Genomic DNA, 26524 nt, shown 5'->3' with positions numbered 1-26524 from the left:
ATGCTGGACCGTGCGCGCGAACGCGATGCAACCGACGCCATCGCGCATTTCCGAGACCGGTTCGATCTGCCCGAGGGAGTGATCTACCTCGACGGCAATTCGCTCGGCCCCCTGCCCAGGGCGACGCGCGAGAGGCTGCGCACCGTGATCGACGGCGAGTGGGGCGAAGGCCTGATCCGTAGCTGGAACGACGCCGACTGGATCGGTATGCCCCAGCGCGTCGGCGCCAGGATCGCCCCGCTCATCGGCACCCAGCCGCACGAGGTGATCGCATGCGATTCGGTCTCGATAAACCTTGCCAAGCTGATCGGCGCGGCGCTCTCGCTCAATCCGGACCGCAAGGTGGTGCTGAGCGAGCCGGGCAATTTCCCGACCGACCTCTACATGATCCAGGGCCAGCCGGGCGTCGAGCAGAGGCTGGCGCAGCGCGACAAGATGATCGAGGCGCTGGACGAAAGCGTCGCGCTGCTGCTGCTCACGCATGTCCACTACAAGACCGGCGAAATGTTCGACATGGCGGCGCTGACCAAGGCAGCGCACGATGTCGGCGCGATCGTCCTGTGGGACCTCTCGCATTCGGGCGGCGCGGTGCCGGTGGACCTGAACGGCGCGGGTGCCGATCTCGCTGTGGGCTGCGGCTACAAGTACCTCAACGGCGGCCCCGGCGCGCCCGCCTATGCCTTCGTCGCCGAGCGGCACCACGGCACCTTCACCCAGCCGCTGACCGGCTGGTTCGGACACGCGAAGCCCTTCGCCTTCTCCGACCAATACGAGCCCGCACCCGGCGTCACCCGCCTGCTGGCGGGCACCCCCCCGGTACTGGCAATGGCGGCGCTCGAAAGCGGCGTGGAGCTGATCGCCGAGATCGGGATGGACGCCCTGGTCGCCAAATCGCGTGCGCTGAGCGAATTCTTTCTGGAGTGCGTGGCCGATCTCGACCTCGATCTGGTCAGCCCGCGCGACCCCGCGCATCGCGGCAGCCAGCTGAGCTTCCGGCACGACAACGCCTACGCGCTGTCGCAGGCTCTGATCGCGCGCGGTGTGATCGGCGACTTCCGCGATCCCGATATCCTGCGCCTCGGCTTCGCGCCCGCCTATCTCAGGTTCGAGGATATCGCCGAGGCTGCGCGCCATCTGGCCGAAGTTCTCGAAACCGGCGAATGGCAGGAGCCGCGCTTTCAGGAGCGCGCGGCGGTAACATAAGCGCGGCACCATGGATGGCTTCGTCGCTGCGCTCCTCGGAATGACGACCCGCGCCCCGTCCTAATCCCCGCTCTCGTGCTCCGGGTGGATCACCAGCGTATCGACGGTGAGGGTCTTCAGCAGATCGCTCACCGTGCTGCCGATGAGCGCCTGGCGCAGGCCGCCGTAGCCATGCGAGGTCAGCGCACACAGACGCGCGTCATACTTGCGGATCGTCTTGTTGATGGCGGTGAGCGGCAATCCTTCGACCAGCTCGATCGTCATCTTCGCGCGGCATGCCGGGGACACGTCCAGCTGCTCGGTGAAGCCGTCGCATTTTTCCTGCGCCGAGGATTCCAGTTCGTCGCGGACATATTCCGCGTTCTGCCATGCCTCGTAGGGCACGTGGAATGCATGGACGAGGTGCAGTTGCGCCTGCGGGAACATGCGGACCGCCGCCTCCACGCCGCGCTTCGATGCATCGGACAGGTCGGTTCCGATGACGATGTGCTCGTAAGCCGCGCGCGGCCGCTCCTTGGCGACCAGCACGGGGTAGGGCGAGCGGCGCAGCAGCAGGTCGACCGCCGTGCCGAGGAAAAAGTCGCCCACCGAATTGTAGCGCGCCACACCGATGACGAGGCAGAAGGCGTCTTCGTCTTCCACCGCCTGCGCGATCGCGCGGGGGGCGGAGCCTTCGGGGAACAGGCAGCGATATTTGCCCGCATTCGCCGGCATGACTGAGGCCACGCGGTCCTCCAGCGAAGGCCCGGTTTGGGCGATGTCCGGGTCCTCGACCGCATGGACCACCACCAGCTCGCGCCCGGTGTCGCGCGCGAGCCGGACGGCGCGATCCACCGCGCGGTCGGAGCGGGGTTCGAAGTCGGTTGCAACAAGGATGGGATGCTGTGCCAGCGGTTTTCTCCTTCGACGGCGCAAATTACGCTACTCGAAATGCGGGCTCAAGGGTACCGGGAGGCCGAAAACCTCCGCAGCTCGCGGCATGATTTCGCTGTCCTACAGTCCGACCGCCATGCGAGGCATGCGCCGATGGCTCGCTTTCGCACACAGCCCGGACATTGCGCTAAGGTGACACCGAAGGTTGCGCCGGCGCAGTCGAACCGCTGCTTCCAAAAGGATAAATCAGCATGCGGTGTTTCGAAAAACACCCCGGTCGGTGTGCCACCGCGGCGCCTACTCCTCCAGCTCGATGTCCCAGTAGAGCCAGTCGCGCCATGTTTCGTGGAGGTAGTTGGGAGGGAAGCTCTTGCCGTGCTGCTGCAGCTGCCAGCTGGTCGGCCGGATCGGCTCGAGCATCAGCTTCATCCCGGCCTGCTTGGGCGTGCGCCCGCCCTTCTTCATGTTGCACGGCGCGCAGGCGGTGATGATGTTCTCCCACGTGGTCTTCCCGCCGAGGCGGCGCGGGACGACGTGGTCGAAGGTCAGGTGGCTGGGGCTGCCGCAATACTGGCAGGTGAAGCGGTCGCGCAGGAACAGGTTGAAGCGGGTGAAGGCGGGAAACTCGGACGGCTTCACGAATTGCCGGAGCGCGATCACGGATGGCAGCTTCATGTCGAGCGATGGCGAATGCACCTCGCGCTCGTAGCTCGCCACCACGTCCACGCGTTCGAGGAAGATCGCCTTGATCGCGGTCTGCCACGGCCAGATCGACAATGGGTAATAGGACAGCGGCGTATAGTCCGCGTTGAGAACAAGTGTCGGGCATGCCGACAAATTCCTCGTCGGGTCTTCATCTGCGCTGCGGAACTGGGCCGCGCGTTCGATCAGATCGGCCTTGAACACTTCGCTTGTGTCCTCCCTGATGCGATGAAAGGACCACTTGCCTGCAAAAGCGTCAAGCCTGTTACAAATCGGCTTTCCACAATCCTTTTTGGCGAGTCGGGCATTTTGCGGGTTAAGAGCGTCGAGTCATGATCGTCACCCGCTTCGCCCCCAGCCCCAATGGCCCATTGCACTGGGGCCATGCATATTCGGCCATTATCGCGCACGATCTGGCCCAGGAGGCGGATGGGCGTTTCGTGCTGCGGATCGAGGATATCGACGGGCCGCGCAGCCGGCCGGAGCTGGCGGACGAGTTCCGCCGCGATCTCGAATGGCTGGGCCTCGAATGGGAAGAAGTGCCCGCGCAGGGCACGCGGCTGGAAACCTATCGCGCGGCGGCGCGGCACCTGCTCGACGAAGGGCTGCTCTATCCGTGCACCTGCACGCGCAGGCAAATCGAGGCGCTGGAGCCGCGCATGGGGCCCGACGGCGCGATCTATCCGGGCACCTGCAAGGGGCGCCTGCTCGATCCTGCGCAGCCGGCCGCACTCAGGCTCGATCTCGACCGCGCGCTGGCGCGTCCCGGGCAGGATCTCTCGTGGCACGATGCGCTCGCGGGCGGGCAGCATGCCGACCCCCGCGAATTCGGCGATGTCGTGCTGGTGCGCAAGGATTTGCCCGCCAGTTACCACCTTGCGGCGACGCTCGACGATGCGGCCGACGGCGTGACGCTGGTGACGCGCGGACAGGACCTGTTTCACGCGTCGCATATCCACCGGCTGCTCCAGGCGCTGCTCGACCTGCCCGTGCCGCGCTGGCACCACCATCCGCTGCTGCTGGACGAGAACGGGCGCAAGCTCGCCAAGCGGCGCGGATCGCCTGCAATCGCGGATTACCGCGAACGGGGCGGGGACGGGCGCGGCTGGGCGGAAAAACTGCGTACCGCACAATGGCCATGTGGCATTTCATTGGGTAACACCCACATCTAGCTCATGACCGCACTTCTTATCATCGCAATCGTCCTTCTCTCGATCATGGTCGTGGTCTCGCTCGTGCGCGGGATCATCGCCTTCCTGAAGACCACCAAGATCGACCTGGAAAACAATACGGGCGAAACCGTGACCGAGATGCAGATGATGCAGAACAAGGCGATGTTCGACCGCATCAAGTACCAGGGGCTGGCGATCCTGGTGGTCGCCATCCTGCTTGCAGTGTCGCAGTAACCCGGCCATCGGGCCCCGATGGTCAAGCTCAACAAGATCTACACCCGCACCGGCGACGACGGCACGACCGGGCTGGTCGATGGCAGCCGCACGCCCAAGCATGCCGCGCGGATCGCCGCCATCGGCGCGGTCGACGAGGCGAACAGCGCGCTCGGCCTCGCGATCGCGGCGCTCGACGATGCCGGCGATTTGCGGCGCATCCAGAACGACCTGTTCGATCTCGGCGCGGATCTGGCGACGCCCAAGGGCGCGCTCGACGCCGAAGGGTTCGAGCCGGGCGACATGGCGCTGCGCGTCGTGCCCGCGCAGGTCGAATGGCTGGAGCGTGCGATCGATGCCGCGACCGAAAAACTCGAACCGCTGACCAGTTTCGTGCTCCCCGGCGGGAGCGAGGCAGCGGCGCGGCTGCACGTCGCGCGCGCCACGGTCCGCCGCGCCGAACGCACGATGACCGACCTGGCGCAGCATGAGCCGGTGAACCCTGCGGCATTGCAATATATCAACCGCCTGTCGGACCTGTTGTTCTGCCACGCGCGCCTCGCCAATGATGAAGGCCGCACCGACGTAACGTGGGTCCCGGGCGCCAACCGCTAGCTTGCATAATAAAACTAACCTCTAGCCATGCGCGTCGGTGATCGCTAGCCGACACCTTTGCTGCAATTGCGAAGGACGGAAAAGAGTCATGAAAACCATCGGTGTCATCGGCGCGGGCCAGATGGGCTCGGGGATTGCGCAGACCATCGCCCAGAACGGGATCGACGTGCTGCTGACGGATCGCGAACTCGCCATTGCCGAACAGGCGCGCGAGCGGATCGAGAAGGGACTCGGCAAGCTGGTCTCCAGGGGCAAGATCGAGGCCGCCGATGCCGACGCCGCGCTCGCCCGGATCAAGCCGGTCGCCGATGTCGCACCGATGGCGGAAGCCGACATGATCATCGAAGCCGCGACCGAGAAGGCGGAGATCAAGAAGGCGATCTTCGAGAACGCGGGCACGCATCTGGCGCAGGGCGCGATCATGGCGAGCAATACCAGCTCGATCCCGATCACGCGGATGGCCAACTGGTCGCCCGACCCCGCGCGCTTCATCGGGCTGCACTTCTTCAATCCGGTGCCCGTGATGGGCCTGATCGAAGTGATCCCGGGCCTCGCGACCGACAAGGACGTGACCGACCGCACGATCGCCCTCGCGCATCATCTGGGCAAGGAAGTGGTCCTCTCGCAGGACGAGCCCGGCTTCGTCGTCAATCGCATCCTGCTGCCGATGATCAACGAAGCGGTCTTCGTGCTGGGCCAGTCGACCGCCAGCATCGAGGATATCGACCTTGGCTGCCGCCTCGGCCTTAACCACCCGATGGGCCCGCTGCAGCTGGCCGATTTCGTGGGGCTGGACACCTGCCTCGACATCATCCGCGTGCTGCACGAGACCACCGGCGACACCAAGTACCGCCCCGCGCCGCTGCTGGTGAAATATGTCGAAGCCGGCTGGCTGGGCCGCAAGACCGGCCGCGGCTTCTACGACTATTCGGGCGATGAGCCGGTGCCCACGCGTTAGTTTTTTGGAATTCGGTACCAGCCCACACCCCCGCCCGGCCAACCCATCGTTATTATGCTGTGGGTTGGCCGGGCGGGGGTGCGGGCCGGTACCGAACAAAGATGACCCGCAGGCACCGCGACGAAGACTCCTCCTCCCCCCGGAACCGCGCAAACCCCCCGCCCGTTCATGAGGAAAGGAGATTCCCCATGAACGACAAGAACAAGAACGAGCTGCCCTCCGATTTCGACGGCGAGCGTCGCCAGACCGACGAGCTGGCACCCGAGAACGAGAATTCGGAGCAGGTCGGGTCCTACGAGCAGGCGCAGACCGTGTCCGACCAGGCGCAGAACGTCTCGACTTCGATCCTCGGCACCAACAGCGACCATGCGCCCAGCGGCCTGACCGCGCCCGACGCGCAGGACGTGGTCGATCACATGAACCAGATGGAGCGGGGCAACACGGTCGACATGTCGGCCTATGCGGGCGAGCCCAACCACGACGACAATGTCGACAAGTACGGCAAGCCGTCCAAGCCCGATGGCCTGCGCGGCGACGGAACCTGAGCTTTGCCGGAAGGCTATCTCAGCCTTCCACCAGCACCCACAGACCGACGGTGACGACGAGCGAGCCGATCGCGACCCCATACGCCATGACGCGGAAATTGGGGGTCGGGATCGGCTCGAACTCGTGCGTGCTCAGACGCGCCAGTGTCTTGCACGCGCGCCGCTCCGCAGTGATCGCGAGCCAGCCGCCGCCGAGGATGAACGCGGTCGCGATCACCTTGGGCATCCACGCGGGGTCCCAGCTGCCGAACAGCGCCCGGAAGCCCAGCCCGATACCGATCGCGGCGAAGGCGGTGCGCATCCAGCCCGCGAAGGTCCGCTCCATCGCCATGATGTTGCGGTCCTCCGCCAGGTCGGTCCGGAATTCGGCCCACTGGGTGCTCTTGTCCGGATCTTGGGGGGGATCGTCCTGTGCCATGAAAGAAGAACCTAGCGGCCCTGCGCCCGATGGCAAATCCAGCTAAGGTTAGCTTTCGCCCGCTTCGCGCTTCAATTCGTACAGCATGTCGAGCGCCTCGCGCGGAGACAGCGCGTCGATATCGAGTGCGGAGAGTTTTTCGCGCAACGTGTCGCATGCATCCTCTTCCGCCTGGAAAGCGGCGGAAAACAGCGGCAGATCGCCGAGACCCGCCGCAAGTCCGCCGGTTTCCTCACGCCCACGCTCAAGCTTTGCGAGCACCGCGCTCGCCCGGTCGACCACGCCTGCGGGCACCCCCGCCAGCTTCGCGACTGCAAGGCCGTAGCTGCGGTCGGCGGGGCCTTCCGAGACTTCGTGCAGCAGCACCAGATCGCCCTGCCATTCGCGGGCGCGCACGTGATGGAGCGACAGCGCCTCGCAGGTCTCGGCCAGCCGCGCGAGCTCGTGGTAATGCGTCGCGAAGAGGCAGCGGCAGCGGTTCTGTTCGTGGATCGCCTCGGCCACCGCCCAGGCCAATGCCAGCCCGTCATAGGTCGAGGTGCCGCGCCCGACCTCGTCGAGGATGACGAAGCTGCGCGGAGTCGCCTGCGCGAGGATCGCTGCGGTCTCGACCATTTCGACCATGAAGGTCGAGCGACCGCGCGCCAGGTTGTCGCTCGCGCCCACTCGGCTGAACAGCCGGTCGACCAGCCCGATCCGCGCGCTTTGCGCGGGCACGTAGCTGCCCGCCTGCGCCAGCAGCACGATCAGCGCATTGGCGCGCAGGAAGGTCGATTTACCTCCCATGTTGGGCCCGCCGATCAGCCACAGGCGGCCGGTATCGTCGAGACCGCAATCATTGGGCACGAACCGCTCACCCGCCTTGGCCAGAGCCGCTTCGACCACCGGATGTCGCCCGGCGACGATATCGAGGCAGGGCGCATCCTCGATTTGCGGCGCGCACCAGTCGCCCTCCGCCGCACGCTCTGCCAGTCCTGCCGCCACGTCGATCCGGGCCAGCCCGTCGGCGGTGCGGGCGATGGCCTCGCGCGCCTCGACGACCAGCTGGGCCAGCGATTCGAAATGCGCTTCCTCGGCGGCGAGTGCGCGGCCGCCTGCCTCGGCGATCCGGTTCGCTTCCTCGTGCAGGTGAAGCGAGTTGAACCGCACCGCATTCGCCATCGTCTGACGGTGGGTAAAGCCGCTGTCGGGCGCCATCAGCGCATCGCCGTGGCGCGCGGGCACCTCGATGAAATAGCCGAGCACGCCGTTATGCTTGATCTTGAGCGAGGAGACGCCGGTTTCCTTGCGGTAGCCCGCCTCGAGCGCGGCGATCGCGCGGCGCGCATTGCCCGATGTCTCGCGCAGCGAATCGAGCGCGGCGTCGTAGCCTTCGGCGATGAAGCCGCCATTGCTGCGCTCGGTCGGCGGAGACGGGACCAGCGCGCGACCCAGCTCGTCGACCAGCCCGGCGTGCCCGGTCAATCGAGGCAGCAGTTCCGTCAGCAGCGCGGGAAGATCGGGCAACCGCGAGAGGCTGGCATGGAGCATACGCGCCTGCGCCAGCCCGTCGCGCACCTGGCCGAGATCGCGCGGAGACCCCCGATCCGCGACCAGCCGCGCCAGCGCGCGGGCGATATCGGGGATCGCACGCAATGCTTCGCGCGTGTCGCTGCGCAGGATCGGATCCTCGTGGAAGAAGCGCACCAGCGCGAGGCGTCCATCGATCGCGGGCTTGCGGGCGAGCGGGGCGGACAGGTCTTCGGCAAGCAGCCGCGCGCCCGCGCTCGTCACGCAACGATCGACCGTACCCAGCAGGCTGCCCGCCCGGGCACCGGCCTGCGTCGCAGTGATCTCGAGACTGGTCCGGCTGGCCTCGTCGATCGCCATCAGCGCATCGCTCGCATTGACCGTCGGCGGCAGGAGGAACGGCATCGCGCCGCGCCCGGCATGTTCGAGATAGGCGAGCAGACCGCCCGCCGCGGCCAGCATGGCGCGCGAGAAATCGCCGAACGCGTCGAGCGTGGAAACGCCGTGCAGGTCCTGCAACCGCTTCCGCCCGCGCTCGCTCGCGAAGTCCGACGCGGGTCGCAAAGTGGCCTCGTCCGGCGCCATGGCCCAGTCCTCGGGCGCCACGATCTCGCTGGCGCCGAGGCGCGACAGCGCGGCGGACAGCCCGCCCGCATCGGCCTCTTCCAGCTCCATCCGCCCGGTCGAGATGTCGCAGGCCGCGATCCCCATGCGCCCGCGCACGTCGCACACCGCTGCCAGCCGGTTGGCGCGGCGCGGCTCGAGCAGGGCATCCTCGGTCAGCGTGCCGGCGGTGACGAAGCGGATGATCTGGCGCGCGACCAGCACCTTGGACGAGGGCTTACCCTCCGCTTTGGCGCGCGCCTTGGCCTCGTCGGGCGTCTCGACCTGTTCGGCAATGGCGACGCGGTGGCCCGCGCGGATCAGGCGGGCGAGATAGCCATCCGCGGAATGGACGGGCACGCCGCACATCGGCACGGATTCGCCGCCGCTTTCACCCCGGCTGGTCAGCGCGATGTCGAGCACCCCGGCGGCGACCTTGGCGTCGTCGAAGAACAGCTCGAAGAAGTCGCCCATGCGGTAGAACAGCAGGCACTCGCCCGCCTCGCGCTTCAGCGCGTGGTACTGTTCCATCATCGGGGTGGGTTTGCTCGCGGCCATCGGGAGTGGGGCTTTACCGGGTCAGCGGCGCGGGGTCATCGCTCCTCGAGCGGCCCTTGGGGAAAACCGGAATACTGGACCCAGTCGGCGGGACACTGGTCGACCGGTTTGGGCTGGTCGAGGTCCCAGCTTTCGACCCAGCAATCGTCGAATACCGAGCAATAGCAAAGGCTTATCTTGAACCGCAGGCGTTCGCGGTTGAACCGCTCGAAAACCTCGGGCGGCGTTCCGTCCGGGATGACCATAGCGAACATCGCTTCCTCGCCCGGGCGCAGCACTTCGCCGTTGATAGATCCGATCCCGGTCGACACCGATTCGCCCGGGGATGCGCAGCAGGCGCGCAGAAGATCCTCGAAACCGACGTAGCGCTTGCCCTCGTATTCGACCTGCAGCCCGCGCACGATCGCCGGGCCCACGCCGCTATTGGCCAGCGCCATGCGGATCGGCCCCGGTGCGCCATCCTCCGCGCCCTGATTGGAGGTGATGTAGCTGACGCTGGGCCAGACGGCTGCGACCTGCATCTTGTCGGTCGCATTGGCCTGAACGAAGGCGAAATAGGCGACCGAGAGCGAGATGGCGACCGCCGGTATTCCGACCACCAGGTTGCCGATCGCCAGCCACGGCAGGTAACGCAGGATGCGGTCCACGACACCCCCGTGCGAGCCCAGCCGTTCGATCGCATCGAGCCGCGCCTCCAGCGCTGCGATCCTGCTTTGCGCGGCGTCCGACTCGGGATCGTTTGGGGCCATGCGGGGATTGCTATCCTGCGGCGGCGCGTCGTCAAGCCGGCAGTACTCCCTTCAGGATTGAGTCTTTGACTGTCGGAAGGTGACGGCTAGGGCGAAGCACAAGCAGAACAACGAGGGCGCGAATGGCTGACGAAAGCGATAAGGGATCGAATGGCGGAGCCAACTCCGGCTTCGAGGCGCGCGAAGCGCTGCTCTATCACGAGAGCGGACGGCCCGGGAAAATCGAGATCATCGCGTCCAAGCCGATGGCGACCCAGCGCGACCTGAGCCTCGCCTATTCGCCCGGCGTGGCATCGCCCGTGCAGGCGATCGCCGACGATCCGGCGAACGCTGCGAAATATACCGCGCGCGCCAACCTCGTCGCGGTCATTTCCAACGGTACCGCCATCCTCGGCATGGGCAATCTCGGCGCGCTGGCCAGCAAGCCGGTGATGGAAGGCAAGGCGGTGCTGTTCAAGCGCTTCGCCGATGTCGATGCGATCGATCTGGAGGTCGATACCGAAGACCCAGACAAGTTCATCGAGGCGGTCGCTCTGCTCGAACCCAGCTTCGGCGGGATCAACCTGGAAGACATCGCCGCGCCCGAATGCTTCATCATCGAGCAGGCGCTGCGCGAACGCATGAACATCCCGATCATGCACGACGACCAGCACGGCACCGCGATCATCGCCGCCGCCGGGCTGATCAATGCCTGCCACCTGACCGGCCGCGATCTGAAGGACGTGCGGATGGTCGTGAACGGCGCGGGCGCGAGCGCGCTGGCGTGCACCGCGCTGATCAAGTCGGTCGGCGTGCCGCACGAGAACGTGATCGTGTGCGACCGCTCCGGCCCGATCTATCCGGGCCGCAAGGACGTCGACCAGTGGAAGAGCGCGCATGCAGTCGAAACCGACGCGCGCAGCCTCGAGGAGGCGCTGGAGGGCGCCGATATCTTCCTCGGCCTGTCGGCTGCGGGGGCGCTGAAGCCCGAATGGGTGGAGAAGATGGCGGACAAGCCGATCATCTTCGCAATGGCCAATCCGGTGCCCGAAATCATGCCCGAGGAAGCCAAGGCGGTGCGGCCCGACGCGATCATCGCCACCGGGCGCAGCGACTACCCCAACCAGGTCAACAACGTCCTCGGCTTCCCCTTCATCTTCCGCGGCGCGCTCGACGTGCGGGCGACCGCGATCAATGAGGAGATGAAGATCGCCGCCGCGCATGCGATCGCCGGCCTCGCGCGCGAACGCGTGCCCGAAGAGGTCGCCGCGGCCTATGGCAAAAGCCACAAGTTCGGCACCGACTACATCATTCCCGCCCCCTTCGATCCGCGCCTGATGGAGGAGGTTTCGTCCGCCGTCGCCGAGGCGGCGATGAAGTCGGGCGTCGCGCAGCATCATATCGAGGATATGGACGCCTACCGGCTGGCGCTGAAATCGCGGCTCAACCCGACCACATCGGTGCTTACGCAGGTCTACGAAGAGGCGAAGGCCAATCCCAAGCGCGTGGTCTTCGCCGAGGCGGAAGAGGAAGTGGCGCTGCGCGCCGCGATCCAGTTCCGCGACTTCGGGTACGGCACGCCGATCCTGGTTGGCCGGACGAAGGCCGTGGCGGACAAGATGCACATGCTCGGCATATCCGACCCGGGCAGCTTCGAGATCCAGAATTCGGCCGACAGCGAACATGTGCCCGAAATGGTCGAGTTCCTGTACAAGCGGCTCCAGCGACGCGGCTATACCGAGCGCGACGTGCGCCGGATGGTCAACCAGGATCGCAACGTCTTCGCGTCGCTGCTGGTCGCGCTGGGCCATGGCGATGCGCTGATTTCGGGCCTGACGCGTACCTACGCGCAGACCGCGCGCGAGATCGGCCGCGTGCTCGATCCCAAGCCCGGCGGGTTGTCCTTCGGCATCCACATGCTGGTCGGCAAGAACCACACGACCTTCCTCGCCGACACGACGATCAACGAGCGTCCGACGTCGCAGGACCTTGCCCACATCGCCTGCGAGACGGCGGAAGTGGCGCGGCGCATGGGGCACGAGCCGCGCGTCGCCTTCCTATCCTACTCCACCTTCGGCAACCCGCCGGGCAAATGGCTCGAGAACATCCGCGACGCGGTGCACATCCTCGACAAGAAGCAGCCCGGTTTCGAATATGAAGGCGAGATGGCGCCCGATGCCGCGCTGAACGAGAAAGTCATGGCGCTCTATCCGTTCAGCCGCCTGTCGGGCCCCGCCAACGTGCTCATCATGCCCGGCCTGCAATCGGCGAACCTCTCCGCCAAGCTGCTGCGCGAGCTGGGCGGCGATGCCACGATCGGGCCGATGCTGGTGGGCATGGAAAAGCCCGTCCAGATCGTGCCGGTCACCGCCAACGTGCCCGACGTGCTGACGCTGGCGGTGCTGGCGGCGGCCGGAGTGGTCGAATAGGCGCTAGAAGCGCAGTTCCTCGCCCTTGTAATTGACGAAGCGGTAGCCGCCCCCGGAATTTGGGCCACCGGCCTTCTCGACCACGTCGGCAAGGCCGGTGCAGCTTTCCTTGACCGTGATCTTGGCGTTGGGCCCGCCCATGTCGGTCTGGACCCACCCGGGGTGGAGCGAGAGGACTTCGATGTCGCGCGCCTTCGCCTGTTGTTCGGCGATGCCCTTGGCGAGCATGTTGAGGCTCGCCTTGCTCACGCGGTAGAATTCGAACCCGCCCGAACTGTCGGCGATCGATCCCATCAGCGAGGACATGAAGGCCAGCGTACCGCCATCCTTCAGCATCGGCAGCAGCGCCTTGCCGACCCGCGCGGGGCCGTAGGCGTTGGTCTGCATGACGTGCGCGATTTCCTCGTCGGTCGCGGCTTCGGCGGACTGGTGGTCGGCGCCCGTGATGCCGGCGTTGACGATGATCGCGTCGAGCGATTTCTCGGCGAACTTGTTCTTGAGGCCGAGGTAGCTGTCGGGTTCGGTGACGTCGACGGTCACGATGTCGATCTCGCCCGCCTCGTGCAGCGCGTCGCTGCGGCTGCGTTCGCTTGCGGTGACCTGCCAGCCGCGGCTGGCGAACTCGCGCGCGAGGCCCAGCCCGATGCCGCGCGATGCTCCGATGATGAGAATGCTCTTGGGTTCGCTCATGAATATGGCTCCTCAATGCAATGCGGGCGCCGACCATGCCGACGCCCGCGAAGGTTCGCAGATGGTGTGCCTCAGGCGGCCTGCTTGTTGACGTCGCCGACCGCGATGTCGGTCATCCGGCGGTCGCCTTCGTAGGTGTTGTCGAGGCATTCGTTGAGCTTGGCGGCTTCGTCATCGAGGCCGAGGCGCTTGGCAAAGGCGACCACGCAGCCATAACCGGCGAGGCCATAATGCGTCATGCGCTGGTACTGCGTGATGATCATCGCGTCGCGCACCGCATCGTCGCCGAACTCGGTGTTGATCACATGCGCGTCGACTTCCTTCACGATGCCTTCCATGCCCTTGCAGAATTCGCCGGTCGGCTTGGCGCCGTGGCCTTCGATGATGGGCTTGAGGGTGTCGAGCCCGCTCTGGATGCCTTCGACGCCGGCTTTCAGTGCTGCCTTCAGATCGGGGTCGCTCGCCCGCTCGTGCAGTTTCTTGGTCGCTTCGAGCGACTGGCGGTCGGCGCTGTAGATGTCCTGCAGCTGGTCGATGTAAACGTCTTTGAGGGTATTGAGGGCCATGATCTTTCTCTCCTTCGTAAGGTCTACCAAGGAAGCGCGCAGGACGCGGCAATCGTTCCGGACTTGCGCAGAAGGCTGCGGACCAGCGGGTGCGGACACGCGCCCGGTCGTGCGTCCGGTTAACCCTCCGATAACCATAGTCCGTCCAGAAGGCGCGCGAGTGCCAATCGAGGCACGCGAAAGGACACGCATGAACAGATCGATCGCAAGCATCGTCAGGGTGGGCGCCATCCTCGGCGCCACGGCAGCGCTCGCGGCATCGCCCGCCGCCGCCCAGGATCCGGAGCAGGACATCGCGCCCGGCGGGCTGCATGTCGGCGTTCTCGCGGGCTTCGAAGGCCTCGGCGTGGAATCGGAGGATAGCAGCGTGACCGCCGACGCCGATTCGGTGGTCTACGGGATTGCTGCGGGCTACGACATGTCGTTCGGCAGCGCCTTCGTCGGCGTCGAGGGCGAATATTCGGCCAGCGATGCATCGACCGAGTTTCCCGACAGCTTCGCAGGGGCCCGCGACGGGCTCGAATCGAATGGCCAGTACTATCTGGGCGCGCGGGCGGGCTTCGCGGTGACGCCGGGCATCGCCGCCTATGGCAAGTTCGGCTACACCGCGCTCGACACGCGGTCCTTCACCACCGCCGGGTCCTTTGCCGATATCGAGGAAAACGCGACCGGCCTGCGCTACGGCGGCGGCGTGCAGGTGCAGCTGCCCGGCCCGCTCGAAGCGCGGCTGGAATATCGCCGCTCGCGCTACGGCGATGTCGGCGGAGACGTGGGCGAAGTGACCACCGATCAGGTGGTGGCCGGCGTCGGCGTCCGCTTCTGATTCTTTCAACCTTGGGCGGGTGAGAGAAGGGCCGTCCGGGCGACCGGGCGGCCTTTTCGCTATTTGCGCCCCCTTATCTGCGACGGTAGCGGAAGTACCACACCTCGTGGCCCATCTGTTCGCGCGCCTTCCTCTCGTAGCGCGTCTCGCACCAGCCCGAGGGGCGGTTCTGGAAGCTCTTCGGCCCATCGACCTGCCATTCCAAGTCCTGCGTGAAGCGCCGCATCACCATAAGCGCGTGGCGCAGATAGACCGGGTGATCGGTGCCGAAGCGGAACTCGCCGCCGGGCTTGAGCTTGTCCGCGATCATCCGCACCGGCCCGTCGTTCACCATCCGGCGCTTGGCGTGCTTGTTCTTGGGCCAGGGGTCGGGATGAAGCAGGTAAACCATCGTAAGCGCGCCGTCGGGCACGCGAGAGAGTACCTGCAGCGCATCGCCCGCGTGCAGCCGGATATTGGCGAGCCGCTGGTCCTCGACATGGGTCAGCGCCTGCGCGACGCCGTTGAGGAAGGGCTCGGCCCCGATGAAGCCGTGGTTGGGCAGCAGATCCGCGCGGTAGGCGAGATGCTCGCCCCCGCCGAAGCCGATCTCGAAATGCAGCGGGCAATCTTCGCCGAACAGCCGCTCGGCGGTGATCGGGCCTTCCTCGGGCACGGCGATCTTGGGTAGCAGGTCGTCCACGAGCGCCTGCTGGCGCGCGCGCAGCGGCTTGCCGACGCTGCGGCCGTAGAGTCTGCTCAGCGTGGTGGGGTCGCCATCCTTGTATGCGGTCATGGCCGTGCGGCTAGCGCCTCAGCCGAAGTAAATCCAGATGGCGAAGGACACGGCCAGGCCGACGACGATGTTCATCGGCACGCCGATCTTCACGAAGTCGGAAAAGCGGTAATTGGCCGCGCCATAGACCAGCGTGTTGGTCTGGTAGCCGATCGGGGTCGCGAAGCTGGCGCTGGCGCCGAACATGACCGCCACGATCAGCGGCCGCGCGTCGAGCCCCGCCGCATCGGCCAGCCCGATGGCGAGCGGCGTCATGATGACCGCGATGGCGTTGTTGGTGATCGCCTCGGTCAGCGTGCTGGTGACCGCATAGACCAGCAGGATCAGCACCAGCAGCGAACTCGCGCCCAGCAGCGGCTGGATCGAATCGACGATCAGCCCGATCGTGCCCGCATTGTCGAGGCCGGTGCCGAAGGCGAGCATGCCGAAGATCAGCACCAGCGTGCTGCCGTCGAGGCTGGCCCAGGCATCGCTCGGCTCGATGCAGCGGGTCGCCAGCACGAGCGCCACACCGCCCACCGCCAGCGCCTCGATCGGCAGGCCGAACACCGCCGCGCCCACCACCACTGCGGCCAGCGTGGCAATCGCGATCGGGGCCTTGGTCCGGCGGAAGGACTGCGCGGTGGTGAGGCCGACATTGGTCAGCTGGACATTGCCCTGCAGCGCCTGCGCCGCGTCGGGCCCCGCCGCGATCAGCAGCCGGTCGCCCGCGCGCACCCGCGTCTCGCCAAGCGAGGGGCCGGGCAGGTGGTGCGGGCGCGCAAGGCCGAGCACGCGGACCCGCAGGCGCGAGAGCAGCGGGATTTCCTTCAGCCGCTGGCCGACCACCGGGTGCGTGGCGGACACCACCGCCTCGATCACCTTCAGGTCGGCCGGGCGCTTGTCGCGCGCGGTCTCCACTCCGCCCCCCAATCCGACGAGCCCGGTGCGAAAATCGGGCGCCTCGGCGAGCGAGGTGATTTCCTCGGGGCTGGCGCTGACGATCAGCTGGTCGTCGGGCGCCAGTTCGAACGCGTCCAGATCCTTGCGGTAGAGATCGGTCCCGCGCTGGATCGCCACCACGCGCACGCCGGGGCGCCTGCCGATATTGCTCTCCGCCAGGGTGCGACCGACATATTTGCTGGTCGCCATCAGCGTCAGGTGGGTGAGGTAGATGTCGCTCTCGCGCGTCTCGTCGCCCATGCGCGGGCCGCGATTGGGCAGCAGCAGCGGGCCCAGCAGCACCAGCACGGCAAGACCCGCGACCAGACCGACGAAGCCGACCGCGGTGATTTCGAAAATGCCGAAGGGCGCCTGCCCGGCCTCCTGCGCCACGCCGTCGACCAGCAGGTTGGTGGAGGTGCCGATCAGCGTCATCGTACCGCCGAGGATGCACAGGTAGGATAGCGGGATCAGCAGCCGCGTCGCGCCCGTCTTCAGCACCTGCGCGAGCTTCTTGACCACGGGGATCATCACGATGACCACCGGCGTGTTGTTCATGAAGGCCGAGGCGGCGATCGTGCCCAGCCCGATCTCGGCGGTGGCCAGCCGGGGGCTCTGCATGGTCCGGCGGATGACCCAGCCCGACACTTCCTCCAGCGCGCCGGTGCGCAGCAGCGCGCCCGAAAGGATGAACATCGCCGCGATGGTGATCGGCGCGGAGTTGGAGAAGGTGCCCAGCATCTCCTTGGGCGAGAGATAGCCCAGCGCGAGCATGATCGCACCTGAGACGACCGCGATGACGACGGGCGGCCGCCGCTCCAGCATGAAGGCGACGAATGTGAGCAGGAGCAGCGCAAGCCCGATCTGGGCCGAGTAGTCCGAAAGTATCGCCATTTGCCCAGCCTGCAGTTCGGTTTTCAGGCCTCGAATTCGCAGAGACGCCCGATCTTTCCAAGCGAATTCGGCTGGCCGTGCTACGCACGCACTTTGCTTCAGGGGGTGACGCGTGCGGCCGGTTCGCGTTAGGCGCCAAAGCCATGCAGGAACTCTTCACCACGCTGAACGGCCAACCCCCGCTGGTGCAGGCGCTGGGCGGCGTCGCGCTGCTGCTGCTGATCGCCTTCCTCGTCAATCTGGCGCTCAAGAAGATCGCGCTGCGCATGGCCGCGCCCTTCCTCGACCGGCGGACCAAGACACCCGACAAGGCGGTCGGCTGGCTGATCACGGCGATTCCGCTGCTCATCATTTCGCGCGGGATCGTCTTCGTGCGGTATTTGCCCGCAGAAATCGAAGCCGTGGTCGCCAATGTCGCCAACGCGACGATCGTGCTGAGCTTCGCGCTCGCGATCACAACCGCACTCAAATACGTCAACGAGGTCTACAACCGCCGACCGGAGGCCAAGAACCGCCCGATCAAGGGCTTCCTCCAGGTCATCAAGATCCTCGTCTACGCCGCCGCGACGATCCTCGGCATTGCCGCGCTGATCGAACAGTCGCCGCTACTGCTCCTGTCGGGCCTCGGCGCGATGGCGGCGGTGCTGCTGCTGGTGTTCAAGGACACCATCCTCAGCCTCGTCGCGTCGGTCCAGCTGTCGACCAATGACATGCTGCGAGTGGGCGACTGGATCGAGATGCCGCAGCAGAACGCCGACGGCGACGTGATCGATATCGCGCTGCACACGGTGAAGGTGCAGAACTTCGACAAGACGATCACCACGATCCCGACCTACAAGCTGATCAACGAGAGCTTTCGCAACTGGCGCGGCATGACCGATGCGGGTGGGCGGCGGATCAAGCGCGCGATCCATCTCGACCAGAACACGCTGCGTTTCCTGACCGACGAGGAGGTGGCGGATCTGCGGCGTTTCCGCCTGCTGCGCGACTATCTCGACCGCAAGGAGCAGGAACTGGGCGAATGGAACGCGCGCGAGATGGCGGGGGAGAGCAACCCGGTCAATGCGCGGCGGATCACCAATATCGGCACCTTCCGCGCCTATGTGACGGCCTATCTGCGCACCCATCCGCAGATCCACCAGGACATGCTGACGATGGTGCGCCAGCTCGAGCCGACGCCGACGGGCCTGCCGCTGCAGCTCTACACCTTCGCTGCGACCACGCAGTTTGCCGAATACGAGTTCATCCAGGCCGAGATTTTCGACCACCTGCTCGCCATCCTGCCGGAATTCGGGCTGCGCCTGTTCCAAGAGCCGAGCGGGGTCGACTTCGCCCGGCTGTCGCACCCACGCACGCTGAAGCAGTGGGAGCGGCGCGAGGCGGTGACCGCCCCGACAGACGGCGATCAGGACAGCGCGGTGTAGATACCGTAGGCGCTGGTCACGGTGAGCACGATGCCCACGAGGATCAGCACCAGTTTGGGCGAGAAATGTCGCGCGGCGAGCGCACCGAATGGTGCAGCTGCCACTCCGCCAATAATGAGGCCGAGCGTCGCACCCACGAAATCGCCCAGTCCCAAATGGAAGATAAACGCGATCGAGACGCTGACGGTCAGGAAGAACTCGACCGAATTGACCGTGCCCACCACGCGGCGCGGCTCGGCCCCCTGAATCAGCAGGTTGGAGGTGACGACCGGGCCCCAGCCCCCGCCGCCTGCGGCGTCCAGAAAGCCGCCGATCAGGCCCAGCGGGGCGACGCGCTTCGCCTCGCGCATCACGGGCGGATAGAGCAGGCCGCGCACCAGCAGGTAGATGCCGATGCCCGCCAGGTAGGTCAGCACGAAGGGCTTGATGACCGCGGCGTCGATCGAGGCGAGCACGGTGGTGCCTGCCACGCCGCCGATCACCCCGGGGATCAGCAGGCGGAAGAACAGTTTGCGGTCGATATTGCGGTTGACTAGGTGGCTGATCGCCGAACTGGCGGTGGTGAAACACTCGACCAGGTGGACCCGCTGCGAGGCGAGCGCGGGCGGCACGCCCAGCAGGCCGACCAGCAGCGTGTTGGTGATGACCCCGAAGGCCATGCCCAGCGCTCCGTCGACCAGTTGGGCGGCAAAACCGACAGCGATGAAGGGAAGAATTTCGGCGAGATCGAAACCGAATATGTCCACGCGGGCGCTACCTTACGCAGTTGAAGCGGCACCTTTACGTCTGGAACAACAAAACGGCGCCAAAGAAAATCTTCGGCGCCGCAACTATTTCACGATTTGCCCGTAAGGGCCGGGCGGGTTCAGGCCGCCTCGGCCTCCTCGTTCGGATCGCGCAGCACGTAGCCGCGGCCCCACACGGTCTCGATGTAATTCTCGCCGTCGCACGCGTGGCTCAGCTTCTTGCGCAGCTTGCAGATGAACACGTCGATGATCTTCAATTCGGGTTCGTCCATCCCGCCGTAGAGGTGGTTGAGGAACATTTCCTTGGTCAGCGTGGTGCCCTTGCGCAGCGAAAGCAGCTCGAGCATCGCGTATTCCTTGCCCGTCAGGTGGACCCGCGCGCTGTCGACCTCGACCGTCTTGGCATCGAGGTTCACCGCCAGCTTGCCGGTGCGGATGACCGACTGGCTGTGGCCCTTCGACCGGCGCACGACGGCATGGATGCGGGCGACCAGCTCTTCGCGATGGAACGGCTTCGTCACGTAATCGTCCGCGCCGAAACCGAAGCTGCGGATCTTGGAATCCATCTCGGCAATGCCCGACAGGATCAGCACCGGCGTCTGCACCTTGGCGACGCGCAGCTTCTTCAGCACGTCGTAGCCGTGCATGTCCGGCAGGTTCAGATCGAGCAGAATGATGTCGTAGTCATACAGCTTGCCCAGATCGAGGCCTTCCTCGCCCAGGTCGGTCGAATAGACGTTGAAGCCTTCGGTCGTCAGCATCAGCTCGATGGCCTTCGCCGTCGTCGGCTCGTCCTCGATCAGCAGTACGCGCATGGGTTGCCCCCTTAGCCCAGTGGATGTGCCGCTGCGCCTCGTCCCTTCGAGGTGCCGCGTTTCATTAACCACACAAGGTCTGAACGGAAAAGGTTAACATCGCGTAAAACACTTTTATCCGGCCAAACCTGCGGCGAAGCGGGTCGCACGCGAGTCGAATGGTTGCAAGGCGGCGGGGTTGCCCGAAAGCCACAGCGGGCACGCGATGGAATCGCGGAGGTTGCGAAAGGGTGTGCGATGCGATAATTCGTTGCATCGAAAGTGTCCGAGGCAGCACTTTCGTTTCAATTCGTGCCTCTGGAGTGATCAGTGATGACCAGGCATCGGGAACGTTTCGTCCCCGCATCCGCCCCGGCCCACACCGTCGCACCGCTCGGCGCGGCGCGCACCTCCTATTCCCTCGGCTATTATACCTTCGGTTCGTTTAGCGGCCGATACGCCTGAGCGGCGTATCGGGACCGGCGCGAGGCCCTGCGCGATAAAGCGGCCACCATCCAGGACAGAAGAACGAACGCGGCCGCACCACGCATGATCGGTGCGCCCCCGCGAAGCGAAAGTAGCCTAATGACCACTGCCAACACCAATCCGCGCGCCATCGACGGCCTGCGCGAAGAAATCGACCAGCTCGACCAGGAACTGCTTGCCCTGATGGAGCGTCGGCTGGACCTTGCCGCGGCCATCGCCGGTGCCAAGGCCGCCGATACGGCGGAAGGCCCCGGCGACGGGATCAAGGACGAACTGCTGCTGCGGCCCGCGCGTGAAGCGCAGGTGATCGCCCGGCTGAGCGACATGACCCGCCGCATCCCGGGCGAAAGCATCGCCGCGATCTGGCGCGAGCTGATGGCGGTCAACCTCCAGACTCAGCGCAAGATCGAAATCGCGCTCAGCGCCACGCGCCATCCGGCCCGGATCCAGCTGATGGCACGCGCGCGCTTCGGCACGGTGCTGCCGATCACGCAGACGACCTCGCCCGAAGCTGCGATCGCCAAGGCGCGCGCGGGCGACGCCATCGCGCTGGTCGAAATCGACGACAGCGGGTGGTGGACCCAGCTTGCCGACGACCCCGAACTGACGATCATCGACGGCCTGCTCGGCGAAGGGGGCAGGGGCTCCGCGCTCGCCATCGGGCGCCTGTCCGACACGCGGCTTGCGGAAGAGCGGCGCTTCGCCGTGCTGGAGCAGCGCGATCTGGCCACCCGCCTCGGCCACGGAGAAGCAGTCTGCCCGCTGGCCCATTCGGGCGAATGGTACCTGTGTGCGATCGAGCGGGTCGTCCCGCTCGCGCGCCGCGCCGCCTGATCAGGTCCGGACATGCGTATTGCATATGGCGGGCACCCCGGTGCCTTCGGCGAACTGGCGTGCCTCGGATATTTCCCCGATGACGAAGCCATCGGCCACAGCGATTTTCGCAGCGCGTGCGACGCGCTGGTCGCAGGCGACTGCGATCGGGCGGTGATCCCGTTCGAGAATTCGATCGCGGGCAAGGTGCCCGGCGTCGCGCAGCTGATCGATTCGCTTCCCGTGACCTGGATCGACGTCCATCCGCAGCCGGTCGCGTTCCACTGCGTCGCCCTGCCGGGCGCGCGGCTCGATGCCATCTCCGTCGTCGCGAGCCACCCGATGGCGCTGGCCGAATGCGGGCGCTTCCTCGATCGGATCGGCGCGCGGCGCGAGGAAGCGGGCGATACCGCAGGCGCTGCCGCCGACGTGGCGCAGGCCGGTCTGCCGACCCGCGCGGCGCTGGCATCGGCGCGCGCGGCCGAGCTCTACGGGCTGGAAGTGATCGCGGAAAATGTCGAGGACAGCGCCGACAACGTGACCTGGTTCGCGGTGTTGCGGCGCGCCTGACGCTCAGCCGATCGCGGCGAGCTTCTTGGCTCGGCGGCGCTGCACGCTCGATCCGATGCCCAGCGCCTCGCGATACTTGGCGACGGTGCGCCGCGCGATGTCGAAGTCTTCGGCCTTGAGGAGTTCGACCAGCTTGTCGTCGGACAGGATCTTCTTGGGGTCTTCTGCATCGATCAGCGACTTGATCCGCGCCTTGACCGATTCGGCGCTGGCGCCCTCGCCATCCTCGCCGCCGCCCACCCCGCTGGTGAAGAAATATTTGAGGTCGAAGGTGCCGCGCGGGCAGTGGAGGAACTTGTTGCTCGTCACGCGGCTGACCGTGCTTTCGTGCATCTCGATTCTTTGGGCCACCTGTTTCAGCGTCAGCGGGCGCAGGTGGCTGACGCCGTGGAGGAAGAATCCTTCCTGCTGCGTCACGATCTCGCTCGCAACGGCAAGGATGGTCTTTTGCCGCTGGTCGAGCGCGCGGATCAGCCAGCGCGCATCCTCCAGCTTGTCTTTCAGCCACGCGCGGCTCGAGCGATCGCGGCAGCCTTCGCGCAGCGTCACCAGATAGGGGCGGTTGACCACCAGCCGCGGCAGCGTCGCCTCGTTCAGCGCCACGCGCCAGGTGCCGCTGCCCTCGCGCGAGATCAGGATGTCGGGCGCCACCGTGCCGCTTTCCTGTTGCCCGAAGGCGAGCCCCGGGCGCGGATTGTAACCGCGCAGTTCGGCCAGCATGTCGGCCAGATCCTCGGCATCGACCTCGCACAGCTTCTGCAACCGGGAGACTTCGCCGCGCGCGACCAGATCGAGGTGATCGATCAGCCGCGCCATGCACGGATCGTAGCGGTCCGCCTCGCGCGCCTGGATTGCGAGGCATTCGGCGAGGTCGCGCGCGCCCACGCCCGCCGGGTCGAGCGACTGGACCAGCGCCAGCGAGCGCTCCGCTTCGGCCAGCGGAATGCCCAGCGCCTCGGCTACCGAGAGCAGCGGTTCGGCAAGGTAGCCTGCCTCGTCAAGCCGGTCGATCAGCGCGCGGGCGATGAAGATCTCGCGCTCGTCGCGCGCCGCCGCGCCGATCTGGGCGTGGAGATGATCGGTGAGCGAGAGCGAGGCTTCGCCGCGCTGCTCGATCCCGAAGCCATCGTCCTCGCCCCCGGCGCCTTCGCTCGCGCCCCAGCTGCCGTCGCCCGTATCGCGGTCGATTTCGAGCGCGGCGGAGGACAGGTCGGTCGGCGCGTCGCTTTCCGCCGCGCCCTCGGCGATCAGCGTGTCCGCCTCGCGTTCCTCGCGCGGGGTTTCGGGTGCATCGCCGGGATCGCCATCTGCCTCGCCGTCGGCGCGCGGAGCCTCGCCCATTTCGAGCAGCGGATTGGATTCGAGCGCGTCGCCGATGAAGGTCTCGATCTCGAGGTTCGACAGCGTCAGAAGCTTGATCGCCTGCTGCAGCTGGGGCGTCATCACCAGCGATTGCGACTGGCGCAGGTCGAGGCGGGGGGCGAGCGACATTAGTGCGTGGTCCGCCGCCAGCGAAGCTGTCGGCTCGCACGGCACCAGCCCGCACCCCCGCCCGGCCAACCCGACAGGATAATCCCATGGGTTGGCCGGGCGGGGGTGCGGGCTGGTACCGCTCCGGCGGCCCGGTGCTTTCCACGAGCGATCACCCTTCGGACCGCCGGAAAATCAAAGCGTAAAATTCTCGCCAAGGTAGAGCCTGCGCACGTTCTCGTCTTCGACCAGGTCCTGCGGGGTGCCCGCGAACAGGACCTGGCCGCCGTAGATGATACAGGCACGGTCTACGATATCGAGCGTTTCGCGAACGTTATGGTCGGTTATGAGGACACCGATGCCACGGTTCTTCAGGTCGATCACGAGATCGCGGATATCGCTGATCGAGAGCGGATCGATCCCCGCGAAGGGCTCGTCCAGCAGCATGATCGAAGGGTTCGCCGCCAGCGCGCGGGCGATTTCGCAGCGGCGACGCTCGCCCCCCGACAGCGCCATCGCGGGCGCGGTGCGCAATCGGGTCAGGCCGAATTCGTCGAGCAGACGCTCCAGCCCCTCGCGCCGCCGGTCCCGGTCGGGCTCGGCCAGTTCGAGGACGGTGGAGATGTTCTGCTCCACGGTCAGACCGCGGAAAATGCTGGTTTCCTGCGGCAGGTAGCCGAGGCCGAGGATCGCGCGCCGATACATCGGCAGGTGCGTCACATCCTCGCCATCCATCAGGATGCGGCCGCTATCGGGCTTCACCAGCCCCATGATCGAATAGAAGCACGTGGTCTTGCCCGCGCCGTTAGGGCCGAGCAGGCCGAGCACCTCGCCCTTGCCGACCGACAGCGAAATATCGGTCAGCACGGCGCGCTTGTCGTAGCTCTTGGCGATCGACACGACTTCCAGCCCGCCCTGCGGAATCGGCGGGGCGGCGTTCGCCTCCACTTCTTGCGAGCTTTGGGCTATTTCGGCGGGGTCGATCTCTGCCATGGCGTGCTGCTTAGCAAATGGTGCGCGCGGCGAAAGGTACAATGCTTGCCTCGATGCTTTGCCGCCGGCGCCGCCTGTCGCGCGAGATGCTTGAGCGAAGGGGCGCCACGCCCTATCGCTGGTGGAGACGGGGCCTGATAGGATGTGCCGAAAATGAAGAGCGATGCAACATTGGGCGGCGAGCGCGAAGTCGACTGGCGCGCCGCGATCAGCGACAATATCGCGTGGGCCCTGCTGGTCACCACTGCGCTGCTGATCTTCATCACCATGCCCAAGATGAAGTACGCGTTCGAGGGGATCACCGTCTACCTGTTGCTGGTGGTGATGGTCGGCGCGTTCATTCCCGTGCTGCGCTTCTTCGAGAAGCGCTGGCGGGACCTGCCGGACGACCGGGCGCACGACGTCTCGCTGCGCGGCGCATTCCGCCGCGACCAGGTGGCGCTATGGCTGCTGACGGCGGGTGTGCCGCTGCTTCTCGCGGCCGGGTTCGGCATGGCTTTCGGCGGCAAGTAGCCGCTTGCGCGTGGGGAGCGGGCGCACGGCCTACGCCGCAATCGAGGGGGAATGATGGCGATGCTGCGGATTCTGGCTGCCCGGTCGATCGCGGCATGTCTGGCCGCATGGCTCGTCGTCTTCGCCGCACCGCTCGCGGCGGCGCTGCCTGCGCTGCCGTCCGACGAGGCCGCCGCACCCGAGCCGACGCCCACCGCCAGCGGCGCGCTGTCGGACGAGCGCGATCCGCAGGCCGATGCCCGCATCGCCGCCCGCCTGCGCGACATCTATGCCGAGGTCGACGCGTTCTCCGGTATCGAAGTCGCGGTCAGCGAAGGCGTCGTGCGGCTGACCGGCTCGGCCCCCAGCCAGCAGGCGATCGACGATGCGGGCGCGATCGCGGCGCGTTTCGACGTGGTGACGGTGGAGAACGAGGTCGCGCGCGACACCTCGCTCAGCGGCACGGCCGATATCGTCACCGCGCTGCTCGACCGGCTGCGCGAGGCGGCGAACCTGCTGCCGCTGATCGGTGTTGCGCTGCTGATCGGCCTCGCGATCGTGGTGGCCGGCTACCTGCTCGCCTCGCTCAAGTTCGTCTGGCGGATCTTCACGCCCAACGCCTTCCTCGCCGATCTGGTGGCGAGCGCGATCCGCTTCATCGCGATCATCTTCGCTGCGGTCATCGCGCTCGACATCATCGGTGCGACGGCGCTGCTCGGCGCGGTGCTGGGCGGAGCCGGGGTGATCGGCATCGCGCTGGGCTTCGCGATGCGCGATACGGTGGAGAACTACGTCGCTTCGCTGATGCTGAGCCTGCGCCAGCCGTTCCGCGCCAACGACCATGTGATGATCGAGGATATGGAGGGACGCGTGATCCGCCTCACCAGCCGCGCCACCGTGCTGATGACGCTGGAGGGCAACCACCTGCGCATTCCCAACTCCACCGTGTTCAAGGCGGTGATCGTCAACTTCACGCGCAATCCGCAGCGGCGGTTCGATTTCACCCTGGGGGTCGATGCGGACGACGACTCAACCGCCGCAGCAGAGCTTGGCCGTACGACACTGGCGGCATTGCCCTTCATGTTGGCAGACCCTGCGCCGGAGGCGCGGATCGTGGAGGTGGGCGATTCAGCTGTTGTGATCCGCTTCCTCGGCTGGGTCGACCAGCGCAAAACCGACTGGTTCAAGGCGCAGAGCGCGGCGATTCCGGCGGTGAAGACCGCGCTGGAAGATGCAGGCTTCGGCCTGCCCGAGCCGATCTACCGCCTGCGCTTCGACCCGCGCTCGGCCAGTCTGCCGTTCGAGAACATCGCCGACCGCGACGGTGTGGCAGGGCGCCCGCGCAAGGCCAGGCCGGAGGCCGAGGCCGCGCCCCCCGATGTGGCACCCAGCGACGAGATCGACCAGATGGTGGAGGAAGAGCGCGACAGCCCCGAGGCCCAGCGCGACCTGCTCGACCACCGCCGCCCGGTGGAGTGAGCGGACATTAGCGGTAATGTGCGACCCGGGCGGGATCGACGAGGGGGCGATTGATCGCTGTC

The 26524-nt window shown here is 66.5% G+C and carries 26 protein-coding genes; 13 read left to right on the top strand and 13 right to left on the bottom strand.

The window, feature by feature from the left end:
- Positions 1–1203: a kynureninase gene (gene kynU, locus DL238_RS02280; protein WP_115490773.1), complete on the top strand. Its 1203-nt coding sequence runs from the start codon at positions 1–3 to the stop codon at positions 1201–1203.
- Between the two features lie 60 nt (positions 1204–1263).
- Here kynU and DL238_RS02275 read toward each other — a convergent pair whose 3' ends face one another.
- On the bottom strand, positions 1264–2118 hold the full coding sequence (locus DL238_RS02275) for a universal stress protein (RefSeq protein WP_234031599.1): 855 nt from the start codon (positions 2116–2118) through the stop codon (positions 1264–1266).
- Positions 2119–2373: 255 nt separating this feature from the next.
- Positions 2374–2982 carry an HNH endonuclease gene (locus DL238_RS02270; RefSeq protein ID WP_115490772.1) on the bottom strand — a complete coding sequence of 203 codons (609 nt, stop codon included), beginning with the start codon at positions 2980–2982 and terminating at the stop codon, positions 2374–2376.
- A gap of 128 nt (positions 2983–3110) precedes the next feature.
- On the opposite strand from DL238_RS02270, the gene gluQRS reads away from it, so the two are divergent.
- The 5 genes from gluQRS (at position 3111) to DL238_RS02245 (ending at position 6281) form a co-directional block, all read left to right on the top strand.
- Complete coding sequence (gene gluQRS, locus DL238_RS02265) at positions 3111–3950, top strand: tRNA glutamyl-Q(34) synthetase GluQRS (RefSeq protein ID WP_115490771.1); 840 nt, start codon at positions 3111–3113, stop codon at positions 3948–3950.
- Positions 3951–3953: 3 nt separating this feature from the next.
- The gene (locus DL238_RS02260; RefSeq protein ID WP_115490770.1) at positions 3954–4184 is read left to right on the top strand and encodes a hypothetical protein; all 231 of its coding nucleotides are present in this window, start codon (positions 3954–3956) and stop codon (positions 4182–4184) included.
- An 18-nt stretch (positions 4185–4202) separates the two neighbouring features.
- The gene (locus DL238_RS02255) at positions 4203–4778 is read left to right on the top strand and encodes a cob(I)yrinic acid a,c-diamide adenosyltransferase (RefSeq protein WP_115490769.1); all 576 of its coding nucleotides are present in this window, start codon (positions 4203–4205) and stop codon (positions 4776–4778) included.
- 88 nt (positions 4779–4866) lie between these two features.
- Complete coding sequence (locus DL238_RS02250) at positions 4867–5736, top strand: 3-hydroxyacyl-CoA dehydrogenase NAD-binding domain-containing protein (protein WP_115490768.1); 870 nt, start codon at positions 4867–4869, stop codon at positions 5734–5736.
- A gap of 188 nt (positions 5737–5924) precedes the next feature.
- A complete protein-coding gene (locus DL238_RS02245) occupies positions 5925–6281 on the top strand; it encodes a hypothetical protein (RefSeq protein ID WP_115490767.1) in 357 nt (118 codons plus the stop codon).
- A 19-nt stretch (positions 6282–6300) separates the two neighbouring features.
- On the opposite strand, the gene DL238_RS02240 is transcribed toward DL238_RS02245, so the two are convergent.
- Genes DL238_RS02240 through DL238_RS02230 form a run of 3 tightly spaced genes read right to left on the bottom strand, consistent with a single transcriptional unit; the run spans position 6301 to position 10118 of the window.
- Positions 6301–6699 (bottom strand): YidH family protein, encoded by a 399-nt coding sequence (locus tag DL238_RS02240; RefSeq protein ID WP_115490766.1) that lies wholly within the window; start codon positions 6697–6699, stop codon positions 6301–6303.
- Positions 6700–6747: 48 nt separating this feature from the next.
- Positions 6748–9345, bottom strand: a complete 2598-nt coding sequence (gene mutS, locus DL238_RS02235) for a DNA mismatch repair protein MutS (RefSeq protein ID WP_115492724.1) — start codon at positions 9343–9345, stop codon at positions 6748–6750.
- A 59-nt stretch (positions 9346–9404) separates the two neighbouring features.
- Positions 9405–10118 carry a hypothetical protein gene (locus DL238_RS02230; protein ID WP_115490765.1) on the bottom strand — a complete coding sequence of 238 codons (714 nt, stop codon included), beginning with the start codon at positions 10116–10118 and terminating at the stop codon, positions 9405–9407.
- A gap of 122 nt (positions 10119–10240) precedes the next feature.
- Here DL238_RS02230 and DL238_RS02225 point away from each other — a divergent pair, with 122 nt between their 5' ends.
- Positions 10241–12526: an NADP-dependent malic enzyme gene (locus DL238_RS02225; protein ID WP_115490764.1), complete on the top strand. Its 2286-nt coding sequence runs from the start codon at positions 10241–10243 to the stop codon at positions 12524–12526.
- A gap of 3 nt (positions 12527–12529) precedes the next feature.
- Here the strand turns inward: DL238_RS02225 and DL238_RS02220 are convergent, their stop codons facing one another.
- Positions 12530–13216, bottom strand: coding sequence for an SDR family NAD(P)-dependent oxidoreductase (locus DL238_RS02220; RefSeq protein WP_115490763.1), 687 nt, complete (start codon positions 13214–13216; stop codon positions 12530–12532).
- A 71-nt stretch (positions 13217–13287) separates the two neighbouring features.
- Positions 13288–13782: a ferritin-like domain-containing protein gene (locus DL238_RS02215; protein ID WP_115490762.1), complete on the bottom strand. Its 495-nt coding sequence runs from the start codon at positions 13780–13782 to the stop codon at positions 13288–13290.
- Between the two features lie 190 nt (positions 13783–13972).
- Here DL238_RS02215 and DL238_RS02210 point away from each other — a divergent pair, with 190 nt between their 5' ends.
- Positions 13973–14605: an outer membrane protein gene (locus DL238_RS02210; protein ID WP_115490761.1), complete on the top strand. Its 633-nt coding sequence runs from the start codon at positions 13973–13975 to the stop codon at positions 14603–14605.
- A gap of 73 nt (positions 14606–14678) precedes the next feature.
- On the opposite strand, the gene trmB is transcribed toward DL238_RS02210, so the two are convergent.
- Positions 14679–15380 carry a tRNA (guanine(46)-N(7))-methyltransferase TrmB gene (gene trmB, locus DL238_RS02205; RefSeq protein ID WP_115490760.1) on the bottom strand — a complete coding sequence of 234 codons (702 nt, stop codon included), beginning with the start codon at positions 15378–15380 and terminating at the stop codon, positions 14679–14681.
- A gap of 18 nt (positions 15381–15398) precedes the next feature.
- Entirely contained in the window at positions 15399–17195 is a 1797-nt protein-coding gene (locus tag DL238_RS02200; protein WP_115490759.1) for an SLC13 family permease, read from the bottom strand.
- A 143-nt stretch (positions 17196–17338) separates the two neighbouring features.
- On the opposite strand from DL238_RS02200, the gene DL238_RS02195 reads away from it, so the two are divergent.
- Positions 17339–18619 carry a mechanosensitive ion channel family protein gene (locus DL238_RS02195; protein ID WP_115490758.1) on the top strand — a complete coding sequence of 427 codons (1281 nt, stop codon included), beginning with the start codon at positions 17339–17341 and terminating at the stop codon, positions 18617–18619.
- On the opposite strand, the gene DL238_RS02190 is transcribed toward DL238_RS02195, so the two are convergent.
- Both DL238_RS02190 and ctrA read right to left on the bottom strand, forming a co-directional pair.
- Positions 18601–19365 (bottom strand): sulfite exporter TauE/SafE family protein, encoded by a 765-nt coding sequence (locus DL238_RS02190; RefSeq protein ID WP_234030925.1) that lies wholly within the window; start codon positions 19363–19365, stop codon positions 18601–18603. The two genes, DL238_RS02195 and DL238_RS02190, sit on opposite strands and share 19 nt — an antisense overlap.
- Positions 19366–19484: 119 nt before the next feature.
- On the bottom strand, positions 19485–20180 hold the full coding sequence (gene ctrA / locus DL238_RS02185) for a response regulator transcription factor CtrA (protein ID WP_115490757.1): 696 nt from the start codon (positions 20178–20180) through the stop codon (positions 19485–19487).
- A gap of 564 nt (positions 20181–20744) precedes the next feature.
- Here ctrA and DL238_RS02180 point away from each other — a divergent pair.
- Together DL238_RS02180 and DL238_RS02175 are read left to right on the top strand one after the other, a co-directional pair.
- On the top strand, positions 20745–21479 hold the full coding sequence (locus tag DL238_RS02180) for a chorismate mutase (RefSeq protein ID WP_115490756.1): 735 nt from the start codon (positions 20745–20747) through the stop codon (positions 21477–21479).
- Positions 21480–21491: 12 nt separating this feature from the next.
- Entirely contained in the window at positions 21492–22028 is a 537-nt protein-coding gene (locus tag DL238_RS02175) for a prephenate dehydratase domain-containing protein (RefSeq protein ID WP_115490755.1), read from the top strand.
- Between the two features lie 3 nt (positions 22029–22031).
- Here DL238_RS02175 and rpoN read toward each other — a convergent pair whose 3' ends face one another.
- Both rpoN and lptB read right to left on the bottom strand, forming a co-directional pair.
- Positions 22032–23519 (bottom strand): RNA polymerase factor sigma-54, encoded by a 1488-nt coding sequence (gene rpoN / locus DL238_RS02170; protein ID WP_115490754.1) that lies wholly within the window; start codon positions 23517–23519, stop codon positions 22032–22034.
- A gap of 174 nt (positions 23520–23693) precedes the next feature.
- The gene (gene lptB, locus DL238_RS02165) at positions 23694–24491 is read right to left on the bottom strand and encodes an LPS export ABC transporter ATP-binding protein (protein WP_115490753.1); all 798 of its coding nucleotides are present in this window, start codon (positions 24489–24491) and stop codon (positions 23694–23696) included.
- A 153-nt stretch (positions 24492–24644) separates the two neighbouring features.
- Between lptB and DL238_RS02160 the strand changes: the two genes are divergently transcribed.
- Both DL238_RS02160 and DL238_RS02155 read left to right on the top strand, forming a co-directional pair.
- The gene (locus DL238_RS02160) at positions 24645–25004 is read left to right on the top strand and encodes a hypothetical protein (protein WP_115490752.1); all 360 of its coding nucleotides are present in this window, start codon (positions 24645–24647) and stop codon (positions 25002–25004) included.
- A 60-nt stretch (positions 25005–25064) separates the two neighbouring features.
- The gene (locus DL238_RS02155) at positions 25065–26462 is read left to right on the top strand and encodes a mechanosensitive ion channel domain-containing protein (protein WP_115492722.1); all 1398 of its coding nucleotides are present in this window, start codon (positions 25065–25067) and stop codon (positions 26460–26462) included.
- Positions 26463–26524: the final 62 nt, after the last annotated feature.

The sequence above is a fragment of the Alteriqipengyuania lutimaris genome, assembly GCF_003363135.1.
GTDB classification, from domain to species: Bacteria; Pseudomonadota; Alphaproteobacteria; order Sphingomonadales; family Sphingomonadaceae; genus Alteriqipengyuania; species Alteriqipengyuania lutimaris.
Note: the sequence above shows the minus strand (reverse complement) of the source record. Positions and strands in the feature narration are given on the sequence as shown.

Bases quoted from the DNA above. Each gene is read 5' to 3' on its own strand.
- mutS (WP_115492724.1), bottom strand. From the start codon at position 9,345: ATGATGGAACAGTACCACGCGCTGAAGCGCGAGGCGGGCGAGTGCCTG.
- rpoN (WP_115490754.1), bottom strand. From the start codon at position 23,519: ATGTCGCTCGCCCCCCGCCTCGACCTGCGCCAGTCGCAATCGCTGGTG.
- DL238_RS02155 (WP_115492722.1), top strand. From the start codon at position 25,065: ATGCTGCGGATTCTGGCTGCCCGGTCGATCGCGGCATGTCTGGCCGCA.
- DL238_RS02220 (WP_115490763.1), bottom strand. From the start codon at position 13,216: ATGAGCGAACCCAAGAGCATTCTCATCATCGGAGCATCGCGCGGCATC.
- trmB (WP_115490760.1), bottom strand. From the start codon at position 15,380: ATGACCGCATACAAGGATGGCGACCCCACCACGCTGAGCAGACTCTAC.
- DL238_RS02215 (WP_115490762.1), bottom strand. From the start codon at position 13,782: ATGGCCCTCAATACCCTCAAAGACGTTTACATCGACCAGCTGCAGGAC.
- DL238_RS02180 (WP_115490756.1), top strand. From the start codon at position 20,745: ATGACCACTGCCAACACCAATCCGCGCGCCATCGACGGCCTGCGCGAA.
- DL238_RS02200 (WP_115490759.1), bottom strand. From the start codon at position 17,195: ATGGCGATACTTTCGGACTACTCGGCCCAGATCGGGCTTGCGCTGCTC.
- DL238_RS02245 (WP_115490767.1), top strand. From the start codon at position 5,925: ATGAACGACAAGAACAAGAACGAGCTGCCCTCCGATTTCGACGGCGAG.
- DL238_RS02195 (WP_115490758.1), top strand. From the start codon at position 17,339: ATGCAGGAACTCTTCACCACGCTGAACGGCCAACCCCCGCTGGTGCAG.
- gluQRS (WP_115490771.1), top strand. From the start codon at position 3,111: ATGATCGTCACCCGCTTCGCCCCCAGCCCCAATGGCCCATTGCACTGG.
- DL238_RS02250 (WP_115490768.1), top strand. From the start codon at position 4,867: ATGAAAACCATCGGTGTCATCGGCGCGGGCCAGATGGGCTCGGGGATT.
- DL238_RS02240 (WP_115490766.1), bottom strand. From the start codon at position 6,699: ATGGCACAGGACGATCCCCCCCAAGATCCGGACAAGAGCACCCAGTGG.
- kynU (WP_115490773.1), top strand. From the start codon at position 1: ATGCTGGACCGTGCGCGCGAACGCGATGCAACCGACGCCATCGCGCAT.
- lptB (WP_115490753.1), bottom strand. From the start codon at position 24,491: ATGGCAGAGATCGACCCCGCCGAAATAGCCCAAAGCTCGCAAGAAGTG.
- DL238_RS02255 (WP_115490769.1), top strand. From the start codon at position 4,203: ATGGTCAAGCTCAACAAGATCTACACCCGCACCGGCGACGACGGCACG.
- ctrA (WP_115490757.1), bottom strand. From the start codon at position 20,180: ATGCGCGTACTGCTGATCGAGGACGAGCCGACGACGGCGAAGGCCATC.
- DL238_RS02260 (WP_115490770.1), top strand. From the start codon at position 3,954: ATGACCGCACTTCTTATCATCGCAATCGTCCTTCTCTCGATCATGGTC.
- DL238_RS02210 (WP_115490761.1), top strand. From the start codon at position 13,973: ATGAACAGATCGATCGCAAGCATCGTCAGGGTGGGCGCCATCCTCGGC.
- DL238_RS02175 (WP_115490755.1), top strand. From the start codon at position 21,492: ATGCGTATTGCATATGGCGGGCACCCCGGTGCCTTCGGCGAACTGGCG.
- DL238_RS02225 (WP_115490764.1), top strand. From the start codon at position 10,241: ATGGCTGACGAAAGCGATAAGGGATCGAATGGCGGAGCCAACTCCGGC.
- DL238_RS02160 (WP_115490752.1), top strand. From the start codon at position 24,645: ATGAAGAGCGATGCAACATTGGGCGGCGAGCGCGAAGTCGACTGGCGC.
- DL238_RS02230 (WP_115490765.1), bottom strand. From the start codon at position 10,118: ATGGCCCCAAACGATCCCGAGTCGGACGCCGCGCAAAGCAGGATCGCA.